This is a genomic window from Kitasatospora sp. NPDC007106, assembly GCF_040634455.1.
In the GTDB taxonomy this organism is placed as follows: domain Bacteria; phylum Actinomycetota; class Actinomycetes; order Streptomycetales; family Streptomycetaceae; genus Kitasatospora; species Kitasatospora arboriphila.
The window spans coordinates 1-1,924 of sequence record NZ_JBEYFP010001031.1 but is presented as its reverse complement, the minus strand read 5'-3'; the positions used below and the strand labels follow the sequence as shown (position 1 = coordinate 1,924).

Annotated in this window: 2 protein-coding genes; both read right to left on the bottom strand. The window is 73.4% G+C overall.

All coding sequences use genetic code 11. From position 1 onward, the window contains the following. The coding region (mshC, locus tag ABZ641_RS35390; protein WP_359988511.1) for a cysteine--1-D-myo-inosityl 2-amino-2-deoxy-alpha-D-glucopyranoside ligase at positions 1–1,120 on the bottom strand (1,120 nt) is incomplete at its 3' end. An 85-nt stretch (positions 1,121–1,205) separates the two neighbouring features. Further along, on the bottom strand, positions 1,206–1,924 hold a 719-nt coding region (locus tag ABZ641_RS35385), incomplete at its 5' end, for an SCO1664 family protein (RefSeq protein ID WP_359988510.1).

Below are 1,924 nucleotides of genomic sequence, written 5' to 3'. Positions count from 1 at the left end.
CCAGCGCACCCGGCGCGTCCAGGTCCTCCGCGAGGGCGGCCCGCATCTCGGCGAGCATCCCCTCCGCCGGGGGCCCGTCCGGCCGGGAGACGGCGGCGCGCCAGAGGGCGAGCCGCTTCTCGGCCTGGGCGAGGTCCTGCTCGGTCCACTCCCAGTCGCTGCGGTAGTGGTGGGCGAGCAGGGCGAGCCTGATCGCCGCCGGGTCGACGCCCTCGCGCCGCAGCTTGGAGACGAACACCAGGTTGCCGCGGGACTTGGACATCTTGTGCCCGTCCAGCGCGACCATGCCGGCGTGCACGTACGCCCGGGCGTAGGGGTGCTCGCCGCTGGCGACCTGCGCGTGGGCGGCGCCCATCTCGTGGTGCGGGAAGGAGAGGTCGCTGCCGCCGCCCTGGATGTCGAAGGACATGCCGAGGTACTTCAGGGCGATGGCGACGCACTCGATGTGCCAGCCGGGCCGGCCGTGGCCGAGCTCGGTGTCCCAGGCGGGTTCGCCGGGGCGGGCGGAGAGCCAGAGCAGGGCGTCCAGCGGGTGCTTCTTGCCGGGGCGCTGGGGGTCGCCGCCGCGTTCGGCGAAGACCGGCAGCATGGCGTCCCGGCCGAGGCCGGAGACCTCGCCGAAGTGCGGGTCGGCGTCGACGGAGAAGTAGATGTCGCCGTCGAGTTCGTAGGCGGCGCCGGTGGCGAGTAGTTGCTTGACGAGCGGGACGATCCACGGGATCGACTCGACGGCGCCGACGTAGTGGGCGGGCGGGAGCATCCGCAGGGCGGTCATGTCCTCGCGGAAGAGGGCGGTCTCGCGGGCGGCGAGCTCCGTCCAGTCCTGGCCGGTGGCGACGGCACGCTCGAGCAGCGGGTCGTCGACGTCGGTGACGTTCTGGACGTAGAGGACGTCGTGGCCGGCGTCCTTCCAGACCCGCTGCACCAGGTCGAAGGTGTTGTAGGTGGCGGCGTGGCCCAGGTGGGTGGCGTCGTACGGGGTGATGCCGCAGACGTACAGGCGGGCGGTCGGGCCCTCGGGCACGATCTCGCGGACACTGCTCGTGGCGGTGTCGAAGACACGGAGGGGAAGCCCCTGACCAGGCAGGGCGGGAACCTCGGAGGCGGGCCAGGCATGCATGGTTCCGACTCTAACCGGGCGATCATTTGAAAGGCTAACCAGTGTTCGGGATCGGCCGGAATCCTCCCCCTCCGCTTGCCGTGCCTCAGAGCGGCGGCCAGGGGATCGAGGGCCAGTGCGGGGAGGGCAGCGGGTGTCGTCCGGCCTTGAGCAGGGCGTCGATCCGGTGGGCCGCGGCCTCCAGCTCGGCCGGGGTCAGGTGCGGCCGCAGCCGCTCCCCCAGGGCTCCGGGCAGTTCGGCGGCGAGCCGGCCGAGCACCTCGACGGCCTCCGCGGTGAGCGGCTGTTCGGCCCAGCCCCAGAGCAGGGTGCGGAGCTTGTTCTCGGTGTTGAAGGTCACGCCGTGGTCGATGCCGTAGATCCGCCCGTCGGCGGCGGGTATCCAGTGGCCGCCCTTGCGGTCGGCGTTGTTGATCACGGCGTCGAGGACGGCGAGCCGGCGCAGCCGTTCGTCGTCGCGGTGGACGAGCAGGGCGGTGCGGCCGCCCTCGACCTCGGCGCGGACGATCGGCAGCCAGCCCTCGTCCGGTCCGGCCGGGTCCTGGAGGTCGAGCAGTTCGGGTGCCCCGGGGTCGGGTTCGACCCAGAGCTGCACCATGCCGGGGCCGGCCGGGCCGTCCCGCAGCACGGTGGGCGGGACGAGCGCCCAGCCGGTGGCGGCGGAGAGCTCGTACGCGGCGGTCTCGCGGCCGGCGAGGGTGCCGTCCGGGAAGTCCCAGAGCGGCCGTTCGCCGACCACCCCCACACCTCCCGGCACCCCGCCCTGCTGCGCTACCGCCACCACGCCGACGCCGAGGGCAAGCT